14 protein-coding genes are annotated in these 14,442 nt (G+C 36.0%); 13 read left to right on the forward strand and 1 reads right to left on the reverse strand.

Annotated elements, in window-relative coordinates; all coding sequences use genetic code 11:
• Window positions 1–84 precede the first annotated feature (84 nt).
• Window positions 85–1,380, reverse strand: coding sequence for an MFS transporter (locus tag COE53_RS09230; protein ID WP_098947880.1), 1,296 nt, complete (start codon window positions 1,378–1,380; stop codon window positions 85–87).
• Between the two features lie 461 nt (window positions 1,381–1,841).
• Here COE53_RS09230 and COE53_RS09235 point away from each other — a divergent pair, with 461 nt between their 5' ends.
• The 13 genes from COE53_RS09235 to COE53_RS09295 all read left to right on the forward strand — a co-directional run bounded on the left by COE53_RS09235 (window position 1,842) and on the right by COE53_RS09295 (window position 14,429).
• Window positions 1,842–2,648 carry an alpha/beta fold hydrolase gene (locus tag COE53_RS09235; protein ID WP_069032672.1) on the forward strand — a complete coding sequence of 269 codons (807 nt, stop codon included), beginning with the start codon at window positions 1,842–1,844 and terminating at the stop codon, window positions 2,646–2,648.
• A gap of 33 nt (window positions 2,649–2,681) precedes the next feature.
• Window positions 2,682–3,485: an IclR family transcriptional regulator gene (locus COE53_RS09240; protein ID WP_069032673.1), complete on the forward strand. Its 804-nt coding sequence runs from the start codon at window positions 2,682–2,684 to the stop codon at window positions 3,483–3,485.
• Window positions 3,486–3,755: 270 nt separating this feature from the next.
• Window positions 3,756–4,289 (forward strand): cupin domain-containing protein, encoded by a 534-nt coding sequence (locus tag COE53_RS09245; RefSeq protein WP_091024698.1) that lies wholly within the window; start codon window positions 3,756–3,758, stop codon window positions 4,287–4,289.
• Between the two features lie 110 nt (window positions 4,290–4,399).
• Complete coding sequence (locus tag COE53_RS09250; protein WP_069032675.1) at window positions 4,400–5,320, forward strand: VOC family protein; 921 nt, start codon at window positions 4,400–4,402, stop codon at window positions 5,318–5,320.
• 63 nt (window positions 5,321–5,383) lie between these two features.
• Complete coding sequence (locus tag COE53_RS09255; RefSeq protein ID WP_069032676.1) at window positions 5,384–6,175, forward strand: SDR family oxidoreductase; 792 nt, start codon at window positions 5,384–5,386, stop codon at window positions 6,173–6,175.
• Window positions 6,176–6,206: 31 nt separating this feature from the next.
• Window positions 6,207–7,895, forward strand: a complete 1,689-nt coding sequence (locus COE53_RS09260) for a thiamine pyrophosphate-binding protein (RefSeq protein ID WP_091024697.1) — start codon at window positions 6,207–6,209, stop codon at window positions 7,893–7,895.
• 12 nt (window positions 7,896–7,907) lie between these two features.
• Window positions 7,908–9,353: an aldehyde dehydrogenase family protein gene (locus COE53_RS09265; protein ID WP_069032678.1), complete on the forward strand. Its 1,446-nt coding sequence runs from the start codon at window positions 7,908–7,910 to the stop codon at window positions 9,351–9,353.
• Between the two features lie 15 nt (window positions 9,354–9,368).
• Window positions 9,369–10,151, forward strand: a complete 783-nt coding sequence (nadX, locus tag COE53_RS09270; RefSeq protein ID WP_069032679.1) for an aspartate dehydrogenase — start codon at window positions 9,369–9,371, stop codon at window positions 10,149–10,151.
• 31 nt (window positions 10,152–10,182) lie between these two features.
• Window positions 10,183–11,484, forward strand: a complete 1,302-nt coding sequence (locus COE53_RS09275; protein WP_091024695.1) for an aromatic ring-hydroxylating oxygenase subunit alpha — start codon at window positions 10,183–10,185, stop codon at window positions 11,482–11,484.
• Between the two features lie 20 nt (window positions 11,485–11,504).
• Window positions 11,505–12,014, forward strand: coding sequence for an aromatic-ring-hydroxylating dioxygenase subunit beta (locus COE53_RS09280; RefSeq protein ID WP_069032680.1), 510 nt, complete (start codon window positions 11,505–11,507; stop codon window positions 12,012–12,014).
• Window positions 12,015–12,037: 23 nt separating this feature from the next.
• Entirely contained in the window at window positions 12,038–12,820 is a 783-nt protein-coding gene (locus tag COE53_RS09285; protein ID WP_069032681.1) for an SDR family NAD(P)-dependent oxidoreductase, read from the forward strand.
• Window positions 12,821–13,799: 979 nt separating this feature from the next.
• On the forward strand, window positions 13,800–14,045 hold the full coding sequence (locus tag COE53_RS09290) for a spore gernimation protein GerQ (RefSeq protein WP_069032682.1): 246 nt from the start codon (window positions 13,800–13,802) through the stop codon (window positions 14,043–14,045).
• 15 nt (window positions 14,046–14,060) lie between these two features.
• A complete protein-coding gene (locus COE53_RS09295) occupies window positions 14,061–14,429 on the forward strand; it encodes a spore coat protein (RefSeq protein ID WP_069032683.1) in 369 nt (122 codons plus the stop codon).
• Window positions 14,430–14,442 lie beyond the last annotated feature (13 nt).

A 14,442-nucleotide genomic window follows, 5' to 3' on the forward strand; every position in this document is an offset into this window, starting at 1 on the left:
AGCTTTTAGTACTTTGTCTACACAAAGAGAGAGCCCATTATAAGCTCTCTCTTCCTTTTTATAAAAGCGTTTTCAAAAAATAGATTAAGCATTTATTTTTTGTGGAGGTAGGGGAACTGCGCGTAGTTCGGTTGCTTCTTCTTTTATAGAAAATAAATAAGCAATCAAACCTAAAAGAGCCGTAATGATTAACATAATAATTGAGGAAGTGAAATTACCTCCTGATGAATCACGTAACCAGCCCATAATATAGCTAGAAAAGCCACCCATTAAGTTTGTAAATCCAATTAAACCTGCTGCACGACCAGCCGTCTCTTGGGTTGAATATTTTACTAAAAACATATTACTAAGATGGAAGACACCACCTTGACATCCCATTGCAAGTCCCATACATATCCCTGCTAATACTGGATTTGGAACAAGAACCGCCGTTGTTAAAAATATAGCAGTCAGTGAAAATAATATGGATGCCATTAAACTTGGGCGTCTTGTTTTATCGGCAAGAAAACCACATACGAGAACAAACCCAAGTGCAAATAACCACGATAGAGAAGTTATGCTTGTCATTCCTTCACGATTAAACCCTTTTGCTTCAATCAAGTACGTTGGCAACCAAATGCTTATTCCGAAGAAAAGGAAAGAACAAACTAACATACCAAACCATACAATCCAGAAACGATAATCTTGAATAAAATTTTTATTCTCATTTGTACTACTTACTTGTTGTGCTACTGAGTCCACTGGACTTTGAATGAGAGCCAACTCTTCCTTGCTAACCCACGGATGCTCCTCAGGTTTATTTCTAGTAAGAAAAATAAACATTGGGATATTGATTAAAAAGTTAAATCCAGCGAGCAAAAAGAAAGCAGCTTGCCAATGAAGTGATGAGATAACAAGTACTAATATGACTGCCCCAATTGCTGGACCTAAATAATTACCCGTAAGCCAAGAAGCTTGAGCGCGTCCTAATTCTCGTTTGTTGAACCAAGCAGAAATAAATTTCCCTGAAACAGGAATCATCATCCCTTCACCAAATCCAAGAATAATTCGACTAATAATAAATGCTTCATATGTAGTAGAGAGGCCAGACGAAAACATAGTAAGAGACCAAACAAATAATCCAGCTATAGCGGTTTTTCTCGCACCAAATTTATCAATAATGAATCCCCAAAATAGATTCGAAACTCCATAAGCAATTGTAAAAACAAATGAAAGAAGACCAATTTTTGCATTTTTGTCAACGCCAGTCATTCCGAGTGCTTTCAAAAACTCTGGATCCGTTTGAATGACAGAAATTCCAACTTTATCAATTTGTCCGAAGAACCAAAAGAAAAAGATCGGTAAAGCAATTAAAATCCATCTTTTTTGTCTATGTAGCATTAAAATTCTCTCTCCTTTTAAAATCAAGTAATTGCGTTTAAAATTTGGAAGGAAAAAGCAGAAACTACGTTTACCTAATAGACATGAAGATCAAAAAAATGTTTTGATACTTCACGTTTTAATTTTGCATGAGATTGTTCGACCACTCCTTTCAAAAAAGCGTAAATGTTTTAAATATAAAACGGTGTTTCATATTTTAACAATGAAACTCTTTTAAAGATAAAATAATTAGAAAAGTTTGTCAATTGTGATTTTACAGAAAAATTTTCCAGTTTAATATTCAAATGCAATTATCTATATTTGTCTATCCATTGAAAAATAGAGTTGTTGACAATAAATTCTGACAAATCTATAATTCAAGTTGAAAAACTGTTTTTTATATGAAACACGATGTTTTTGAAGCATTGTGTGATAGTCAGGTTTGTAGATTTTGTGTAAAAAATGGAGTGGAGGTACTATGGATGCCAATTAGTCATTTAAAAGAGTTATCGATTCATTTTCAAGAATCTGGTGAAGGACAAGCCCTTGTCATTCTACATGGATTGGGAAACAATTCTCAGTCATGGAAGCATCAATTAAATGAATTGAAGGAACAGTATAGAGTAATCGTTTGGGATGCTCCAGGTTATGGTGGAAGTTCCGATCTAAAAGAGGAGTTTCGGGATTTTTCTGAGTTTGCTAATGTTCTTAAAGAGTTTTTAGATAGTCTAGGGCTAGATTCTATCTATTTACTAGGTCATTCAATGGGATCGGCAATTGCAATTGATTTTACGAGTCGTTTTCCACATATGGTCGATGCGTTAATTATTTCAGATGCAACACGTGGAGCAGCTGGATTAAGTAGAGAAGAAAACGAGAAAAAACTTCAAAATAGATTAAACTCCATTGAAAATCTACATCCAACTGAACTAGCAAGAAAAAGAGTCAAAGCATTACTTGCTCCGAATGCATCGGCTGAGGTTATAAAAGAGGCTGAACGGATTATGTCACAAGTACGTCTATCTGGTTACCGTTCTGTTTCCTACTCATTATCGAACTTAAACCAAATGGAGATACTGTCTTCATTATCTGTTCCAACACTTGTTATGTGTGGGGAGTTAGATCAAGTAACTCCAGTAAGTGAATCCCAAATATTTCACGAGTTGATTCCAAATTCGGAATTTGTTATCGTTCCAAATACAGGACATCTATGCTATCAAGAAGATCCTAAACTATTTAATCAATCCGTGTTAAACTTTTTAAAGAACCAACCGATAAGTCAAAAGTAGAATTGAATCTATGTATTAGGAGAGGTTTGCTCGATGGATAATGTAGAAAAAGAAAAATATAGCGCCAATTCTTTAGTTAGGGGTTTAGAAATTATTAAGCTTTTTAATGAGGAACATCCTAGTTTGTCACTTTCCGAGATTGCAAAAAAGTTAGGGGTAAGCAGAACAGTACCTTATCGATTACTTTATACATTGCAGTCAATCGGGTATTTAACACAGGATGAAAATACAAAACAATATTCGTTAACTCCGAAAGTTCTTGAATTAGGTTTTAGTTATATAAATAGCTTGAAAATACCTGAAATTGCGCAGCCTTATATGGAATCATTACGTGATGAAATAGGTGCTTCTTGTCATTTGTCAATTTTAGATGGACATGAAGTAGTTTATGTAGGGAGTGCTCCAGTTAGAGGAGTATCAGCAGTTAATGTCAATATTGGTTTAAGACTACCAGCTCATGCAACTGCAAATGGAAAGCTACTGCTTGCATACGAGCCAAAGGATAGTCTTATGCAGCTGTTCCAAGTTACAAATTTAACACCTTATACAGATAAAACGTTAACGACGCCTGGAGAGTTTTTGGATCAATTAGAAAAAATACGTCAAAATGGCTATTCAATGACTAGTGGAGAATTTCACCAAGGTATTCATTCAATCGCTGCACCTATTTATGGTAGAACAGGAAAAGTATTGGCAGCACTGAATATCGTAGCGACTGAATTATCTTATCAGGAAGACTTCATGAATAAAGTTGCATTGCCTAAACTTCTAGATGTCTCTGTTTTACTATCGAACTATATGGGTTACAATGGCAGAGTTTCAAATCAAGTAAAATAGTCTAAGTTAAAAATATGGGTTCCCAAACTAAGGGAATCCATATTTTTTTTTGCAAAAAAAACTAGTTATAAACCTTGAAAATACAATGTTTTTTTATATTTAACTTTTATGACATATCAAAATTTTCTAAAAACTATGTTGACACAAAGAACAATCCGTCCTAGAATTATTTTATAGATAAAACACTGTTTTGTATATAAAACGCATTCGACGGTAAATACAAAACATTTTGTTTAAAAAAAGAAAACCAATACAGGGAGGATTTTTAAAATGACAAATGAAACTTTTTCAGTTAAAGAATTTGAAAAAAAATACGTGGCTCGCTTAGAAGACCGTACGCTAGATTGGAATGTATTAAAGTTTCAAGAGGAAATTGATCCGAGATATAAACGTGCTCAAATGCGTTATATTGGACGCGGTGCGACAGCGAATAATGATTCAAATGTAATTACAGCAGAACATTTTACATTAAGTACAATGGTTCTACCTCCTGGCTGTATTGGACCTTTACATCTACACGATGATGTAGAAGAAGTATTTTTTATTCTTGAGGGAGAAGTTACTGCTTTAATTCAAGAAGTTGGTAAAGATGAAGTACATGAAATTAAATTAAATGCTAGAGATTGTATCAGTTCTCCTCCTGGTGTTCATCGAGGCATTCGAAATGATGGAGATACTGAAGCACGTATGTTAGTTATGCTTGGAGCAGTGAAACCGAACCTTCCAACTTATCCAGAGGGTAGCGAGCTTGAAGAACTTCGTAAACAACGTGCTAAAGAAAGAGAAGCAATCATCAAAGGTTAATTAAAAAAAATGAAAAAGGGTCAGCTGCATTTTAAATAAATTGCAGCTGCCTTTTTCAATAGAGTTAATAAAAGAAAGCGCTTTAAATAGATAAGTGGGAGGGATTGTTGGTGCTAGGAATTACTCATTTAAGACATATAAGTTTGATCACACCAAACTTTGACGAACAAGTGAACTTTTACGAAAAGGTTTGGGGTTTGGATCGTGTAAATGTTTCAGATGACAATATTGCATATTTTCGAGGGGCAGGTCCGGAGCATCATATACTAAGCCTTCGAAAGGGCGATAAATGTGGTTTGCATCATATCGCATTTGGTATGGTCGATAAAAATGCAGTTGATCGTGCAGCGGAAATCCTACATTCAAAAGGTGTACATATTGTTGAAGAGCCAGGTTATTTAGATGAAGCTGGTGGAGGATATGGACTTCGATTTGTTGATCCAGAAAACCGCGTAATTGAACTTTCCGCTTGGGTAGAGGTTCAAACATCGATTTGGACTAATAAAAACGTTGATCCCGTGAAATTAAACCATGTAGTTATGAACACAAAAGATTTAGATATGATCGTGGAGTTTTATACTGATGTACTTGGATTCAAAGTGACTGATTGGAGTGAGCACCAAATGTCCTTCTTAAGATGTAATCGAAAACATCACTCGATTGCATTTAACCAAGATGTACACGCTTCAGTTAATCATATTGCTTACGAGGTTGATTCGGTGGATGAACTAATGCGAGGCATTAGTAATGTTAGGAAAGCAGGACTAAATGAGTTATGGGGTCCTGGTCGACATGGTCCTGGTAATAATATCTTTTGTTATTTTCAAGACCTCGGAGGATTTGTCATGGAATACACATGTTATCTTGAAACAATTGAAGATGAAGCTGAATGGAGAGCGCGAGTTTGGAAACGTGTGCCACATCTAATGGATCAATGGGGAATTGCTGGTCCACCAAAACCAGAAGCTCGTAAAGCGATGGGCGGAGAGGCGGACATTGGCTGGGTAGATACAAGTGTTAATGTACGTTAAAAATTTTAACTAAAATTGCTTTAAGGAATACGAAACATGAAAGCTTTAATAAGGGGTGACAGGATGGATCTTGGATTAAAGGGAAAAGTTGCAGTAATTATGGGTGGTACCTCTGGTGTTGGACTGAAGACAGCTGAATTATTTTTAGGTGAAGGCGCTAAAGTAGCCATTTGCGGCAGAAGCAAGGAGCGTGCAGATAAAGCATTAAAGCATTTACTCTCATATGGCAAAAGCGAAGATCTATTTGCTGCGACCTGTGATGTTACATCAAAAGAGGAAGTTAATTCGTTTATTCAACAAACAGCAGAAAAGTTTGGTGGAATTGATACGTTAGTAAATGCAGCTGGTCAAAGTGTTATGGGGTATTTTTTCGATATTACTGATGAACAGTGGCAGGAACAAATTCAATTAAAGTATTTCGCAATTATCTATGCAGTTCGTGCAGCTCATCCTTATTTAGTGAAAAGAGGAGGGGGCCGAATTATTAATATAAATGCAACCCTAGCGAAAGAGCCTGAGCGTCATATGGTAGCAACAGCAGCGACACGTGCAGGACTTTTAAATTTAAGCAAAACATTGTCTCAAGAATTAGCATCCGACAATATTTTAGTAAATTCAGTAAGTCTTGGATTGATTCGAACCGATCAATGGGAGCGAAGAAGATTGAAAAATGCTCCTGATATGGATCCAGAAGAATATTATAAAGATCTTGCGATAAAAAGAAATATTCCACTAGGTCGTGTAGGTGAAGCGGAGGAAGTGGCTAGTGTTATTGTTTTTCTTGCTTCGGATAAAGCGAGTTATGTAGCTGGCTCTACAATTGAAACTGCAGGTGCAATCGGTAAAGCACTTTAAATAAATTATTTGAAAAAGGTAGGATACTAAGATGAAAATTCAAGAAGAAATCGTATTTACTACTGCGGATGCCGTCGTAAAAGAGTTAGTTCAAGCAGGCGTAGAAGTCGCTTTTGGAATTGTAAGTATTCATAATATGCCCATTTATGATGCGATTTTAAGGGATGGAAATATCAAGCTAATCTGTTCACGTGGCGAAAGTGGAGCAGTCAATATGGCAGATGGTTATGCACGTGCCACAGGGAAATTAGGTGTTGTGATTACTAGTACAGGAACAGGAGCTGGAAACGCTGCTGGTTCATTAGTAGAAGCATGGGCAGCGGGAGTTCCACTACTTCATCTAACTGGAGAGGTAGCATCACCTTATCTTGGTACAGGTAAAGGGTACATACATGAATGCAAAGACCAGCTGTCAATGATGAGCGGTGCTTGTAAAAATGCTGTAAGACTTAGAAGACCAGAACAAACAGCTGGTGTAGTAAGAAAAGCGATTGAAGAAGCATTAACTGCTCCAACAGGACCAGTTAGTTTAGAAATTCCAATAGACTTTCAATCAGCAATTATTGAGGACGTTTCAATCGATAAAGTACAGGTAGATATTTTTAAACCGCAACTAACTACTGTTATACCAGATATCGCAATTTCAAAAATTTCAGAAGCACGTCGTCCAGTTATTTGGGCCGGTGGCGGTGTTATTTCTGCCAATGCCTCAAAAGAATTAACAAATTTAGCAGAAATTCTTGGTGCTGCTGTCATTACAAGCCAATCCGGAAAAGGCTCAATACCAGAGGATCATGAGCAATGTATCGGTCATTTTGCAGCCAACGAATCAACAAAAGAGTTTTTGAGAAATGCAGATTTATTGATTAGTGTAGGTGTACGATTCAGAGGAAATGAAACCTCTAACTGGAAAGTACCTGTACCAGAAGAACATATTTCAATTGATGCAGATTTTAATGCAATCAATCGTAATTATAAAGCAACAGTTGGGTTAGTCGGAGATGCAAAAGATATTTTATCGGCTCTAATTAATAAAATTGATGAAAAGTCTATTTCGGTTTTACCTTCTTATATAGAAGAAGTACGTTCATTAAGAAATGAAGTGCGAGGACAACTTCGTAAAACACTTGGTCCGTTCGAACAATTTGTAGATGGTATGAGAGAGATTTTACCGAGGGATACGATTTTAGTTCGAGATGTAACAGTACAAGCAAATGTCTGGGGTAGTAGAATATTCGACATTTATGAACCAAGAACATCAATTCACGCATCCGGTGGCGGGATCGGTCAAGGTCTTCCTACAGCTATAGGTGCTCAATTGGGTTGCCCTCACCAAACGGTCGTATTAATGGCTGGAGATGGTGGGTTTATGGTTAATGTAGGTGAAATGGTGACTGCAGCTGAAGAAAATCTTCCAATTATTGTTGTGTTATTTGATGATTCTGGCTATGGGGTTCTTCGTAATATTCAAGAAGCGGCATATGGACGCCAAGTAGCAGTGAATTTATTAAGTCCAGACTTTGTAAAATTAGCTGAGTCAATGCATTTTGAATCAGCACGTATTGGATCTGGAGATGAATTTGTTACAGAACTAAAGAAGGCAACTGAAAGAAGAAAGCCAACAATGATCGTTGTAGATATGGAAGCAGTTGGACCTATGGCAAAACCTTTTGGTGGACCTCCAGGAGCAGCTGAAAGCTTTAAGCCAAAAAAATTATAAAGGAGATTCAATATGATTTCGACATATCCAGTTGTATCAGGAAGATATCTCATAAATGGTGATTGGAAAGAAAGTAATGAAACATCAAATATTATTAATCCTGCAAATAAGTCGGAAGTAATCGGCAAAGTTGGATTATGTACTGAGGAAATCGTAAACGAAGCAATTAATGCTGCAGCCAATGCATTTAAACTTTGGTCACAGAGTGAGATTCAGGATCGTGTAGAAAGAATGAAAGCAGCGGCGTGGGAACTTTCTAAAATCATTGAAGAAAATGTTTCATTATTTGTTCGTGAAAATGGAAAAACACTAGTAGAAGCTAAAAAAGACTTATTACGCTGTGTGGAAGTAATGAATGGTGGAGCAGATGAACTACTTAAATGGTGGAATCCTGAATTACTTCAAGGAAATCAAAAAGTTCAAGTAAGAAGAAGAGCAAGAGGGGTTACTGCAGTTATTACTCCTTGGAATTCGCCTATGATCTTAACCTTTAAGCGAGTAATACCGGCTGTTTTAGCAGGAAATACAGTCGTCGTAAAACCGGCGACAAATTGTCCACTTACCATTATGACTTGTTTAAAAGTAGTGGCTGAATATTTTCCGCCTGGCGTAATCAATATTGTAACAGGATCAGGAAAAATGATTGGTGACAAGCTTTGTTCTGATTCACGTGTTCGTACAATTGCTTTTGTAGGAAGTACACAAACAGGTAAAGATATTATGAAAAAGTCTTCAGGAAATCTTCAAAAAGTATATATGGAGCTTGGTGGGAATGACCCAGCAATTATATTAGAAGATGCAAACTTAGATGAAGAAGCTATTAAGCGATTAAGAATAAGTATTTTAAAAGCGGCTGGCCAAGTATGTTCGGCGATTAAGCGCGTATATGTACAAGAATCTAGATATGTTGAATTAGTAAAAAAACTAAAGAAAGAATTTGAGCGTACTGTTGTAGGTGATGGTATTCAACCTGATGTAACAATGGGCCCATTAAATAATAAAGCTCAGTATGACTATGTTAACGGATTAATTGAGCGAACTGAAAAAGCAGGTGCAAATGTAATAACAGCTGGAATTCAACTGAATCCTGAAATGTGGGATCAAGGATATTACATCTTACCAACAATTGTAACAGGTGTTGATCAACAAAGTGAGATCGTTCGTGCAGAACAATTCGGACCAGTAATTCCTATTCTACCTTTTTCATCTATTGACGAAGCTATCAAACTAGCAAATGATAGTGAATTTGGCTTAAGGGCTTCTGTTTGGACTGAAAATGAAGAATTAGCAGTTGAAATGGCAGATCGATTAGAAGCAGGCGCAGTTTTTTATAATAATCATACCATCTTTAGTGATTTAGCATTGGATTTTCCAGGTTTAAAAGAGAGCGGTGTTTCAAGAGAAACAAGACACTGTGGATTGGAATTCTTTGCAGACTCATATGGATTTGCAAATTAAGGATGGTGAATACGTATGAAACTAGGACTAATCGGCTGCGGTAATATTGGTCAATTTCTTCTTCAAGCAATTAATAAAGATGGGATGTTACCAGGTGGAAAGATTGTTTCAATTTATACGCGTTGCGAAGAATCAGCCGTTCAGCTTGCTAAAGAATTTGAAACAGAAGCATATCAAAGTGTAGAAACGCTCCTTCTTTCTGATCTAGATTTAGTCATTGAAGCTGCAACAGTTGAAGCAGCAAAGGAGTACGCTATAAAAGTTCTTGAAGGTGGAAAAGACTTATTGCTAAGCAGCATTGGGGTCATGGCTGATTCTGCATTTGAAGAAAGAGTTCGAGAGGTATGTACAAGATATGGTATAAACATTTACTTACCTTCAGGAGCAATAGGTGGATTAGATATTTTAAAATCAGCAAAAGCTGCGAATGGTCTAGAGACTGTTTCTATTACAACTAGAAAACCACCTGGAGCATTATCGGGAGAAGGATTAGATAAAGAAACGATTTTGTTTGAAGGCTCAGCAGCTGAAGCAATCAAGCTATATCCAAGAAATATTAATGTGGCGATTGTATTATCCTTAGCTGGACTCGGTGCTAACAATACAAAAGTGAAGATTATTGCTGATCCGATTGCCGTAAAAAATAGCCATACAATTGAAGCATCTGGCTCGTTCGGGAAACTTAAACTTGAGATCGAAAATGATCCTATGCCAAATAATCCTAAAACAAGTTATTTAGCAGCGCTAAGTGTTTTGGCAAATTTACAAAACAAAGATAAATATGTACAGATTGGATAAAGAATTAAAAATATGAAGGGAGAGTGCGTGTGTGATTATAACAGAAAAAACGTTAGATGAATTGTCAAAAGAGCAACTAGTAAATTACTTAAACGAAACAGTCAAACCAGATGAAGGAATCATCCCTGCATATCTTCTAGGCGACAAGGCTGTTTACGAATTAGAGCATGAAAAAGTATTTTTAAAAACATGGGTTTTTCTTGGACATGAATCTGAAATTCCAAATCCAGGGGACTTTATGACTCGTGAGCTTGCAGGATATTCAATCATTATCTCACGCGAAAGTATGGGAGAAATTAATGCATTTTACAATATGTGTACTCACCGTGGTATGAAGCTTTGCCGTGCCGATAAAGGTAATAAAACTTTATTTACATGTCCATACCATGGATTTAACTTTAAAAATACAGGTGAGCTTGTTGGAGTACCGCTTCAAAAAGATATTTATGGGGAACGACTCGACCGAACTAAAATGGGTCTTCACAAAGTAAAGTTAGAATCATATAAAGGACTTTTATTTGGAAATTGGGACGAAAATGCAGAGCCTCTTGAAGAGTTTCTCGGTGATTTTAAGTGGTATTTAGATATCGTAGTAGGACGTGCTGAGATGGAAGTAATTGGAGCTCCGCAACGATTTATTGTTAAATCAAACTGGAAGGTTGGTTCTGATAACTTTGTAGGAGATTCATACCACACGATGGTTACTCACGGTTCAATTGCAAAATTAGGCATGGTCCCAAATGCAACATATTCGAAGCGCGGTTTTCAAATTCACACTGAAAACGGACACGGATTAAACCTTGGAACACCAAATCCAGACTTTGCTTTTCCTGAAGAATTGAAGGATGAGTATAAAAGTAATTTGTCAGAAGAACAATATGAAGTTCTATCAAACTTAAAAAATATGATTGGGAATGCTTTTCCGAATATGTCATTTTTAATATCTCACACAAAAATTAAGGGCGAATTAATTTCGAATACTTCAATTAGAATGTGGAGACCACTTAGTCATAATAAAATGGAAGTCATTGCATGGTTACTAGTAGAAAAAAATGCTTCTCAGGAATGGAAGAATCGATCAAGAGATTCCTTTATCTTAACATTTAGCCCATCTGGTATTTTTGAGCAGGATGATACTGAGGTATTTACAGACATAACGGAAGCAGCCCAAGGTCCAATGCCATTTCAAAAGAATTTAACTTATAACTATACAATGGGACTACATCGTAAACCCGTCGATTTTATCGGACCTGGGGTAGCCTATGATGATAAATTTACAGAAGCGAGTCAACGGAATTTCTATCAATACTGGCTTGAATTAATGACAAATTAATAAAGGGGGGAGGAAGGGAAATGAACGTTGAAAAATTATTAGCGAAGTTAGAATTTGAACAGTGGTTAATTGATGAAGCAAAATTACTTGATGATATTGAGTTTGATGATTGGTTTAATTTAATGCATTCGAATTTAATCTATCAAATGCCTGTACGCGTAAATAAAGAAGGAACTGAGCGCCCAGACTATTCTACTGAAATGTTTACATTTAATGATGATATTGAATTATTAAAGCTTCGAGTAGATCGATTGAAAACCGATTATGCATGGGCTGAAATTCCTCCTTCAAGAACCCGCCGTTTTGTAAGCAATATTAGCGTAAAAGAGCTAGTTAAAGAAGAGAAGGCAGTAGTTAATAGTTATTTACTAATCTATCGTAGCCGTAGCACAGATATTCATCATGATCTAATTTCCGGAGAACGTCATGACGAGTTTACATATGAAGATGGGAAGTGGAAGCTTTCCAAGAGGGTATTTATTGTAGATCAAACAACAATTAATACTAGAAATCTTGCAATCTTTGTTTAATAGAAGAAAAAGGAGGCAAAGTGATGTTATTAAAAGATAAAGTAGTGTTAATTACAGGAGGCGCATCTGGAATAGGAGCGGCCGTTACAAGACGATTCATTCAAGAAGGAGCAAAGGTAAGTATTATAGGTCGCTCACTTGAAACACTAGAACAAATGAAAGAAGAATTTAATGACAATCTCCTTATCATTCAAGGTGACGTAAGCAAATATGAAGACAACGAGCGCGCTGTAAAAGCGACTGTTGAACAGTTTGGTAAACTAGATGTATTTATTGCGAATGCAGGCGTTTTCGATGGATTTGCAAAATTCGCTGATGTGACACCCGATGCCCTATCAGATGCATATGATTATCTTTTAAATATAAACGTAAAAGGATCATTTTTTGGTGCAAAAGCAGCTTTAGAAGAATTACAAAAAACAAATGGTAATATTATTTTTACAGTATCTGGTGCAAGCTTCTACCCAGACGGTGGTGGAGTTTGGTACACGGCTAGTAAGCATGCCCAAATCGGATTAATGCGTCAACTTGCTTTTGAACTAGCACCAACTATACGCGTAAATGCAGTAGCGCCAGGAGGGACTTTAACAGCACTAACTGTCATTCCACCTTTACGTACATTTACTAAATCCGTGGATAATGATACAAAAGCTAGCAATATAAAAAGAAGAAATCCACTTCAACTAGCACAAATGCCTGAAGATCATGTTGCAGCATATGTACTCTTAGCATCTGATCAATCACGTGCAATAACTGGTGAAGTCATTTCTAGTGATGGTGGATTATCGGTTCGAGGACTTGGTTAAGAAATTTTTGGTTAAGCATAGGGTGTCTTAAAAGGGTGACTTTTTAAGGACACTCTCTTTTTTTATTAGTGTTAATAAATTGTAAGTGGTAGGAGATCAAACAGTATATACGATAAGTTTTATAGAGACCAGTTATATGATAAGTCGTTTAGAAGAACTGCTTTACGTTTGTAATATAAAAGGATCTAAGTTATTGATTTAGTTGAATAAGGTTTGTTTTTACTGACCTGAATCATTTGGCTTACTAAACAATATTAATAAAAAGCTGATAGCAAGTAAGATAAGAGGTATTCCTTGAATCATCATGAACATAGAGTTAAACTCAGCATCCCCATGACTTCATCATACGTTGCCATAAAAAATGCAATAGGTAACGCCCCTCCATTTATTAATAAAAAAAATAGAAGAACTTTTTTTATTTTACGATTTTTCTTATATGGAGGTTGTTAATCAACAATAAGAGTCAAAAAGAATATAGGAACATTTCGAGAATGATTAAATCTGCATATTTGTTTCAATTATCCACTATTTTTTCTCTACATTAACCTAAATAACCTACTGATTCTTTTAATAAGCACCGAAAACGGTCGTTTATGGATATGAAGCACTCAGAACATAAAAAGCCCTGATTTTTCTGCTTAGCATAAGAAAATCAGCGGCTTTTCCTTCCCAAAAATGTTTTAGCGTATAATATACCAGTTTTGTCGGCGGGACCCCAATAATAGACACTTTTAAATAGATACAACTTGATGTTTTCATTTTCTTTTCCTAAGTTGTATGGGTTAACGCTATGCCCTTTTAATCAAAATATACATATTTATTAGCGATAACTTATGTATGAATTTTCAATACATTATGATTAGTCCAGCCATTTAATCGTTTTTCCTACCTCTTTAAAAAAACGATTAAAGAATGATTCATTGTATATTTGGAATAATACCTTTGTATTTCTTTAGTTAATCAAAAAGGTGGGACCCAAATGGATAATCAAAAATTAGCCGATCATGAATCATTGGATTTACATGAAGTTATTAATTTTAAAACCCTTTGTTTAGCGAAATCAAAACTAATGCAAGGATTGGTATTTGATGATGATTTGAGAGCATTAATGCAAAAAGATGTTGAACAATCCATGCAAGCACTAGGAGAATTACAGTCAATTTATCAACGTGCACCTTTTGAAGCTCCTGTTCCTCAAAACCGCCCAACACCAATAATAGATTAAAAGGAGGCAAATTCATTGAATAATGACTATTTAGACCCAATAAACTCGCTACATGTACCTGAGCTAGCAGATACCACATTTGCGATGGATTTTCTTATTCGCGCTAAAGAAGGTGTTCGCAATATTGCGGTCGCATTAACAGAGTCAGCATCACCTGATGTTAGAACGCTCTTACGAAGCCATTTAATGCAAGGGATTGCTATGCACCAAGAAATTACAGATCTAATGATTAGTAAAAAATGGTTCCATCCATACGAACTAAGTGAACAATACCAATTAGATCAGCTGTCTGCCAACAATACATTAATGATTGGCAAAATGAATCTATTTCCTGCTGATAACAATAGAAAAGGCTTGTTTGACCGAACACCTGATGAACATTAACACTGGAGGCTTG

The sequence above is a fragment of the Bacillus sp. AFS029533 genome, from assembly GCF_002585125.1.
Lineage (GTDB): Bacteria > Bacillota > Bacilli > Bacillales > Bacillaceae_G > Gottfriedia > Gottfriedia luciferensis_B.